Here is an 8,083-nt window from a genome sequence, read left to right on the forward strand (position 1 = left end):
GCCCCTATAGTACGGGAGTTGCGGAATTTAACGCGGGAGTTAAAGCGCGCGCGTAAGACTATAGTTATTACTAGCCATACTTTAGAAATTCCCGACGAGTTGACGCAAGAGTTGACGGTAGTTGATTTTCCACTGCCCAGTGTACAAGAAATAAATTATTTAATCGAGCAGCTAGTAGTACCAGACAAATTAAATATAGATGGGTTAGCGCGCGAGCAGTTAGTTAAGGCTTGTCAAGGTCTGAGTCGAACTCGTATATCTAGGGTTTTGGCAAAAGCGCTAGCAGCTAAACAACAAGTTAACGAAACAGATATAGATGGAGTTTTAGAAGAGAAAAAGCAAGCGGTTCGCCAAACTGGTATTTTAGAGTTTTTTACTCCGAGTGAATCTTTAAAACGGGTTGGTGGTTTAGACCAACTCAAGCAATGGGTACTAATGCGTCAAGATGCTTTTACAGACGAAGCGCGACGTTATGGTATTCCTAACCCAAAGGGGATGTTACTTGTAGGTATTCAAGGAACGGGAAAATCACTCTCAGCCAAAACTATTGCTCATGAATGGCGCCTACCGTTATTGCGTCTTGATTCTGGGCGCCTATTTGGTGGTATCGTTGGTGAAAGCGAAAGTCGTGTGCGCCAAATGATTCAACTTACCGAAGCAATGGCGCCATGTGTATTATGGATAGACGAAATCGATAAAGCCTTTGGTAACATTACAAGCGGTGTTGATGGTGACTCCGGAACATCACGCAGAGTCTTTGGTAGCCTAATTACCTGGATGCAAGAAAAAACCAGCCCAGTATTTATTGTTGCCACAGCTAATAACGTCCAAATATTACCTGCTGAATTATTACGAAAAGGTCGGTTTGATGAAATATTCTTTTTAAACTTACCCAACGAAGCTGAACGACAAGAAATATTTAAAGTTCATTTACAGCGCTTACGTCCAGGTCGCTTACGTGAATTTAACTTGCCATCACTAGCAAAAGAAACAAATCACTTTAGCGGCGCCGAAATCGAGCAAGTAATAATCGATGCCATGCACCAGGCATTTTCCACAAGAATTAATGGACATCGCCGCGACTTTAACACCGAGGATATACTACAAGCAGTATCGCAAACAGTACCCCTAGCAGCAATAGCGCGCGAGCAAATAGAAGCACTCAAACAATGGGCAGCACAAGCAGGCGCCAGAGCAGCATCAAACGATATTCAATTAGTAGAGGAGTTAAAACAGTATTCAATACAACAAGGAATTGGCCCGTTAGAAGTAGATTAATCAAAAATCCAAAACAAATTATGTCACACTTTACAACCATCAAAGTTCAAATCAAAAACGGCGAAGTACTTCATGAAGTATTGCAAGAACTAGGCTACAAAGTCGAATGCAACACCAAAGTACGTGGATATGAAGGAGATACCACCCAAGCCGAATATGTAGTTCGTCAAAACAACGGTTACGACTTAGGATTTCGTCGTAGTGGCGATAATTACGAAATCGTTGCTGACTTTTGGGGCGCTAACGTAAACCAGCAGAAATTTGTGAACTCAATTACACAAAAGTATGCTCATAAAAACTTATTGGTAACAGCACAGCAACAAGGATTTAATATCGAGGAAGAAGAAGTTCTACAAGATGGAACAGTAAGAGTTGTTGTTGGTAGATGGGCTTAATATACCCGCCTTGGATTCAAATCCAAGGCTAATAGTAAAAGTCCATTAAAATGGACTGAGTATATCTAATCTTCCTTTGTGTCCTTTGTGCCTTTGTGGTTCATTATTTCAACTAACATTATGTCACACTTTACAAGCATCAAAACCCAAATCAAAAATCGTGACGCATTAGTTACAGCTTTAGCCGATATCGGATTTAAAAACATTGAACTTCACGAAACCGCACAACATCTATATGGCTATGAAGGTGACGTGCGCGAACAAACAGCAGAAGTAATAATACGGCGCCAATACATCGGTAGCTCCAGTAATGATATTGGCTTCAAACAACAAGCAGACGGACAATTTGAAGCCATAATCTCCGAATACGACCGACATCAATATAATCAACAGTGGATGAACAAGCTAATGCAGCGCTACGGTTATCATGCATTGAAAGCAACTGCACATGAACAAGGATTTACAATAGAAGAAGATGAAGTTATGCAAGATGGTACAGTGAAAGTTGTTGTCGCGCGCTGGGCATAGAAACATAATAGTGGAAAGTTTTACAGTACGAAAAAAGTGGAGGTTATAGCAGTACAAGAAGCTGAAGACTGGTTGGTTATAACAGTTATTGCCAAGTATTTTTAAGAGGATAAAGTATATGAAAATTACCTATGACCCAAGATATAATATTGCTTATATACATTTAAGAGAAAAAAAAGCACAAGTAAATACGGTTAAAGTCAGTGAAGAAATGAATGTTGATATTGCTCCAGATGGAACAATTTATGGAATTGAGCTTCTCAATGCTAATCAACAGTTATCGCTGAATGAGCAGGGTAAATTGACTGTTGTTAATGAAGCATTGGGAGAATCTTCTGAGATTAAACTATTAATTTGAACTTTGAGAAACAATTTAGTTAATTACTTTAAAATATTTTTTAACTAATCATAAGCTTACGACGCGCGCAGTCAACAGAATGAGCTATACGATGTTTTTCGTATCCGTTCATCGGCTCAAAGGTTAAGTCGAGCAGGCACCTTTATTCTAATCCCCACACTCTGATTATATTATCATGACTTGCGCTAAAAAGATAATCACCATCTGGACTAACGGCTATAGAACTGACATTATCTAAGTGTCCTTCCAATGTATTTATAAGTTAAATAATTGATAATAATTTATATTTACACCAGGTTATAAAATATCTCCAACAATGCCACAATTATCCATTTTGTAAACAAGCGCTGACATTCTTGTACAACCTTTCCAAAAGTCTCCCAAACCCCAACCCATTAATGCACCACCGCGCGGTAAATGTCCAGCAGGCGCCTCCAAGTCAAATGTAACATCGTTCCAATGCAGCCATTTCTCGTTAACATACCATCCTACCCATTCACCAAAACGACACCAAGCATCCCAATCTGGTTCTGATGTACTGCGGACAATTTGCCAAATTCGCTTTTGCACACTAAAACCAAAATGACCGCCACTATTTTGTAACCAGAGATTATTAATGATTTGCAAATGTTCGCAATTAAAGTTTTTGATATCAAGTTCAGAAAGAAAACCTTGGTCTGTGCGGTTGGCTGACTTTAACATCATTGCTGTTGTCTCTAGGTCAGCTTGTTCCCACATCCCTTGAGAGAGGAAGTTTTTTAAATTTCGATGCGACCGTGCAAAATCTCCCAATACTGCACCATACATTGGCGGTTGTGCTTGTTGTCCACCAAGTACTGCATCAAATTGACCAGGTTGGTTAAAATTTTCTGACATGTTAAGTATAGGTTAATTAAATTGATAGCTTCAACTCCAAACGTGGCAATTCCTGAAAATAACCCAAGTTTTTAAATTACTAAATCAAGAATACTTGTACTTGTTAGTATTTTAAATTACCAAAGTTTTTAGGTAGTACTGTTATTTTATATATTAGGATATGTCGATTTTATATATAGAAAAATAATTAGTTTTACTGAACAGTTCCGAATTTAGTCCAAAAGCTGTATTGACAATCTATTGAAAATTGTTTAAATAGAATCATAGGCTCAAATAATTATTCAACTTAATAATCATGATTATCAGCTTAGTCACAACCACCATAACTACTCGAACTACCAGCCACGGAGGGTTGTGAAACGTTGCGCGTGCGTATATAAGCAATGATTCATCCCCCCAGGTGCCACCTCGGAGGGTTTTTAGTAACTATTCAAATATAACTAATACCCAAAACTTTCTTGAAACTTTCTTGTAGAGCCTTCTTTCTTCTGGAGTGGGCATCCCGGACATTAGCGTCAAGTTAAGCTAAAACCTACTACGTCAATAAGGATTTATGCTTAAAATTTGCGTTTGAAAGGAACAAAAAATGAACTTGAAGAGCGGCTATTAGTACTTTTTTTATCTGCATCGCGGGGGGATTTAATTAATTTTTATTTTATAAATCATATTCTACGACAGGCGCCATTTTCATTAAGCCGAAAAATAGTTACTTTTGCATTTGGGTCGGTATAATTTTTACAAACTTGTTCTATCAACCCTTGCAACTGGGAATCTAAAAGGTAATTACCAGTGTCCGCATCAACAGCTATAAACCAGTTGTAATGATTATCAATCAATTCTGGACGAATACGTTCAAAAACTTCTCGGCAAAGTTTACCAATTTCGGTACGCTGCTGCTTACGACGTTGCAGTTCTTCTCGTGTAATAGTCATTATTTCAATTACTCCTTATAATTACTTTTATTCTCCGGCGCCCTTATGTTACTATCAGTCCAGCCAGCAAAATTCTTACAACAGTTTCTAATTCCTCAGTTACTCGGTAGAGATTAATTGCTTGTTCAATACTTTGTGTTTGTCGGTATAATATACCAAATTGCCAAATATTACCTGTAGTAACTGCTCCCAATATTTCGATTTGATTAGAATCTGTAAACTTATCCAGAGCTATCATCTCAGTTGCAAGTTGTGTAAATCCTCTATTTATATCTGCTTGTTTAGCTTCAATTACAATTAAATTAGTATTAGAACGCAAGTAATAATCTAAATTGCCTTGAAGTTTATTATCTACTTTAATGGTATATTCTATTCGTAATTTAGCGCGGGAATAGTGAATTAAATCAGTAACTATAGGCACGATTAGCATTTCTCTACGTGTAGTTTCGTTTTCTAAATCTACATACGGTAATACCTCTTCAATGCGCTGCTTCAAGTCGAGAAGTCGGTCTAATGTGCCTAAATATTGAGGCAAATTCAGAAATTTACGCTCGAATGAGTATCCAAATTCTGCAACTAAATCATCGACTGGCAAACCTAACTCAAAATAGTTACTAAAAGTATACGAGCGATTTGGGTCTAGCAACGGTTGGCGGGTCATTTGATTGCTCCAATTCTACCACAGGCGCCTATGAACAATTATTGCTTACAATTACTCATCATTTAAATTTTACTTTGAGAACGCTTGCACCCTGTCGATACAACCTTTATTTACAGCCTCAACTAAAATATCTCTGGCGCCTTTACGTTTAAAATAAAGTGCTGCATAATTACGTTGTGTCTGAGTACCGTTGAGAAGGTAATGTTTAATTCGCTCTTTGCCTTCATTGGTTTTAACTAGACCAAGAGCATAATCAACTAGCTTAGAGGTTGCGCTGTTGAAATCATTTTCTAAACTATCCATAAGCTTATCAACATCCGCCACACCTCCAGCTTTTGCTAGTGCAACGAAATAATCAAACCTGTTGTTTTTGGTTTTGTATTCGTGTAATGCTTGTTGAACTAAAGGTTCTTGTCGAGCATAAAGCAGCAAGTAAGCAGCTTGTTGCAAAGAGCGAATATTTATCTTGCAATGCTTGGACTACTATTTCTAAACCTGCGGCGCCGTATTTAAGCGCATTTGATAATGCAGTGATTTTGACACTACTGTTGTCGCTCACTAAACATTTTTTTACATTTTCAATTCCACCTAATACAGCACCGTGTATAGGAGGTTGTAGTTGTTGGGTGCCGAGTACAGCGTCGTATTCTCGCTTGTTATCTGGCATGAACTTTTACTTAGTTTTAGTAATAGTGTTCCCAATTTGCTTATGTGGATAACATGTAACGCCGGGAGCATACCCGATGTAAAAACCATACGGGGTTACTATATGTAATATTATCTTGGCTTTTGCGTTAAGATAAGTACTAAAGTCCTATACAATAGATTAGGCGGACTTTCATGTTACCCCAAACAACCCAAGTAACGACAGATTTAATAGATGACTCACCCGAAGAGTGGCAACCCTTGATGCCACCAACGGATTTGATATTTGATGACGGAGAACCTTTGGAAAGTACTCGGCACCGTGTTGCAATGAATGCGTTAATTCGTTCCCTTAAACATCACTGGTCAGGGCGAAATAACTATTTTGTTGGCGGCAATATGTTTATTTACTATAGTAGCCAACAAGTTAAAAATAAAGATTTTAAAGGACCCGACTTTTTTGTTGTGCAGGATGTACTACCAGACCCTTCAAGGCAAGGTTGGGTAGTATGGAACGAAAACGGACGTTACCCAGATATGATTGTTGAGTTATTATCAGACTCAACAGAAGCTTCAGATTTAAAGGAGAAAAAAGACCTTTACGAAAAAGTCTTTAAAACCAAAGATTATTTTGTTTTCCATCCATATAAAGTAAACTCATTGCAAGGGTGGCACCTTGATAGTGATGAAGGCTACCAACCAATTCAGGGTAATCAACAAGGATGGTTATGGTGTGAAAGCTTGAAGCTATGGCTAGGTACTTGGAGCGGTGACATTGAAGAAGATAATGCCGTTTGGTTAAGATTTTACGACGAAGCAGGAAACCTCATTTTGCTACCAGAAGAAGCTGAAAAACAGCGCGCGGACACTGAGCGGCAAGCAAGGTTAAATGCAATACCTAAATTATTACAGATGGGACTAAGTGTGGAACAAGTTGCACAAGCACTTTCGCTGACTGTAGAAGAGGTAGACAACGGATTATAAACGGATGTAACGGATGGTTAATTATTATAAGTTTCTATTATGGGTCGAATTTCAACGGTTCCAACGAATGGTGCCTGGAATTTGAATGGGATGACCGTAAAGCTCAAACAAACTTCACAAAGCATGGGGTAAGTTTTGAAGATGTAAAAACTGTCTTTGATGACCCTGATGCTTATATTTTTAACGATGAATGGCACTTTGTTAATGAACAACGAGAAATTATTATAGGACACGACCTATCAAATCGCCTTTTACTGGTTTGTTTTACAGAAAGACTGAGTGTTATTCGTATTATTAGCGCACGTTTAACAACTAAAAAAGAGCGTAGGGACTATGAACAATACACAAACTCCTAATGAAGATAATGACGATTTGCTACCAGAATATAACTTTGACTACAAAAAAGCTCGTCCAAACCGTTTTGCAGAACCAACACACAAATCTGTTACCGTAACTCTTGATGCGGATGTTGCCAAGGTTTTTAAAACATCCGAAGATGTTAATAATGCTTTACGAGCATTGCTATCAGCAATTCCTCAAGCTAATGGTTAATATCACCCGTTGTGGTAGAGACTAAACCAGGACTTACGCAACTGGCACAAAGTGCTGGCAGGGGCTTCACCCCTGCTGCGCGATAATTCAAATTACGCCAAACACATATAAACGTCTGGACGTTTCAATTGCTGAATTAAATAATTAGAAAGTAAATTGTGCTTAATTTGATAAACAGTTTGACCTGTTTGGTAAGATAAACTTTTGAGTCTAAGCCATACCAAAATAGCACAAGCTATATGGTTTCTCTGAAGACGAGCTTTACGACATTGACAAGATTCAATGCCAGTTAATTGTTTTACTTCTCGATGTTTACGAAGTATGCCGAAGGCGAAACTCCTCAATTTTCCAACGAATTTTGGACACATGAAGTACAACATCCGTTAGACTTTGAGATAAATCATTAGTTACGATATAGTCCGTTCTGTCGGTAGAGACAGTAACCCGGAAAAGTTTCACTTTTTTCTCGGCAGGAAACGATTTTATTTTTATTATCTTACCACATTCTAAATCTTCGTCACTCCATTTTAATGATTCAATATTCTTATATTTTTCTTTTCCAAATGTATCATCAACTAATCGATTAGTTTTTAAAGGACAAAAATAAACTTTGTCTAGGCTATCAATATAAAGCATCAAACTATTTACAGCATACCAAGTATCCATCAAAACAGTATCAAATGGCATAAGCTTATGATATACAAGGTTTTGAAGCATATTTTTCACATGGTCTACTTTGGTTAAACCATCCGAATCAGGATTAAAAATACGATAGTCTATTACCCAAAACTTGAAATTTTTAGGATTTACGTATATACAACTGACTACGCCAATTCCTTTTACAATGCCATGCTCATTGCCAAGGCGGTTCGGC

13 protein-coding genes and 1 pseudogene are annotated in these 8,083 nt (G+C 37.8%); 7 read left to right on the plus strand and 7 right to left on the minus strand.

All coding sequences use genetic code 11. The features are described from left to right. From AC2JBO_RS40740 to AC2JBO_RS40755, 4 genes are all read left to right on the plus strand, one after another. On the plus strand, positions 1-1,278 hold a 1,278-nt coding region (locus AC2JBO_RS40740), incomplete at its 5' end, for an AAA family ATPase (protein WP_496959323.1). 20 nt (positions 1,279-1,298) lie between these two features. Beyond that, entirely contained in the window at positions 1,299-1,673 is a 375-nt protein-coding gene (locus AC2JBO_RS40745) for a DUF1257 domain-containing protein (RefSeq protein ID WP_496959324.1), read from the plus strand. Positions 1,674-1,793: 120 nt separating this feature from the next. Continuing rightward, positions 1,794-2,201 (plus strand): DUF1257 domain-containing protein, encoded by a 408-nt coding sequence (locus AC2JBO_RS40750; RefSeq protein ID WP_496959325.1) that lies wholly within the window; start codon positions 1,794-1,796, stop codon positions 2,199-2,201. A gap of 118 nt (positions 2,202-2,319) precedes the next feature. Further along, positions 2,320-2,559, plus strand: coding sequence for a DUF2283 domain-containing protein (locus tag AC2JBO_RS40755; RefSeq protein ID WP_496959326.1), 240 nt, complete (start codon positions 2,320-2,322; stop codon positions 2,557-2,559). Between the two features lie 142 nt (positions 2,560-2,701). Here AC2JBO_RS40755 and AC2JBO_RS40760 read toward each other — a convergent pair whose 3' ends face one another. The 6 genes from AC2JBO_RS40760 to AC2JBO_RS40785 form a co-directional block, all read right to left on the minus strand. Beyond that, positions 2,702-2,809, minus strand: coding sequence for a hypothetical protein (locus AC2JBO_RS40760; protein ID WP_496959327.1), 108 nt, complete (start codon positions 2,807-2,809; stop codon positions 2,702-2,704). Positions 2,810-2,856: 47 nt separating this feature from the next. Continuing rightward, positions 2,857-3,435: a GUN4 domain-containing protein gene (locus AC2JBO_RS40765; RefSeq protein ID WP_496959328.1), complete on the minus strand. Its 579-nt coding sequence runs from the start codon at positions 3,433-3,435 to the stop codon at positions 2,857-2,859. 662 nt (positions 3,436-4,097) lie between these two features. Then, positions 4,098-4,367 carry a hypothetical protein gene (locus AC2JBO_RS40770; RefSeq protein ID WP_496959329.1) on the minus strand — a complete coding sequence of 90 codons (270 nt, stop codon included), beginning with the start codon at positions 4,365-4,367 and terminating at the stop codon, positions 4,098-4,100. Between the two features lie 43 nt (positions 4,368-4,410). Continuing rightward, positions 4,411-5,028, minus strand: coding sequence for a hypothetical protein (locus AC2JBO_RS40775; protein WP_496959330.1), 618 nt, complete (start codon positions 5,026-5,028; stop codon positions 4,411-4,413). 69 nt (positions 5,029-5,097) lie between these two features. After that, a complete protein-coding gene (locus AC2JBO_RS40780) occupies positions 5,098-5,460 on the minus strand; it encodes a hypothetical protein (protein ID WP_496959331.1) in 363 nt (120 codons plus the stop codon). Further along, complete coding sequence (locus tag AC2JBO_RS40785; RefSeq protein WP_496959332.1) at positions 5,384-5,695, minus strand: hypothetical protein; 312 nt, start codon at positions 5,693-5,695, stop codon at positions 5,384-5,386. Before AC2JBO_RS40785 ends, AC2JBO_RS40780 begins: the two co-directional genes overlap by 77 nt. A 173-nt stretch (positions 5,696-5,868) precedes the next feature. Here AC2JBO_RS40785 and AC2JBO_RS40790 point away from each other — a divergent pair, with 173 nt between their 5' ends. The 3 genes from AC2JBO_RS40790 to AC2JBO_RS40800 all read left to right on the plus strand — a co-directional run bounded on the left by AC2JBO_RS40790 (position 5,869) and on the right by AC2JBO_RS40800 (position 7,209). Continuing rightward, positions 5,869-6,657: a Uma2 family endonuclease gene (locus tag AC2JBO_RS40790; RefSeq protein ID WP_496959333.1), complete on the plus strand. Its 789-nt coding sequence runs from the start codon at positions 5,869-5,871 to the stop codon at positions 6,655-6,657. 74 nt (positions 6,658-6,731) lie between these two features. After that, on the plus strand, positions 6,732-7,013 hold the full coding sequence (locus AC2JBO_RS40795; RefSeq protein ID WP_496959335.1) for a BrnT family toxin: 282 nt from the start codon (positions 6,732-6,734) through the stop codon (positions 7,011-7,013). Beyond that, positions 6,991-7,209, plus strand: coding sequence for a hypothetical protein (locus tag AC2JBO_RS40800; protein ID WP_496959334.1), 219 nt, complete (start codon positions 6,991-6,993; stop codon positions 7,207-7,209). Before AC2JBO_RS40795 ends, AC2JBO_RS40800 begins: the two co-directional genes overlap by 23 nt. A gap of 92 nt (positions 7,210-7,301) precedes the next feature. Here the strand turns inward: AC2JBO_RS40800 and AC2JBO_RS40805 are convergent. Beyond that, a pseudogene (locus tag AC2JBO_RS40805) lies at positions 7,302-8,083 on the minus strand (IS701 family transposase); the annotation flags it as partial.

The sequence above is a fragment of the Calothrix sp. CBUCES-K 9914 genome (assembly GCF_059640475.1).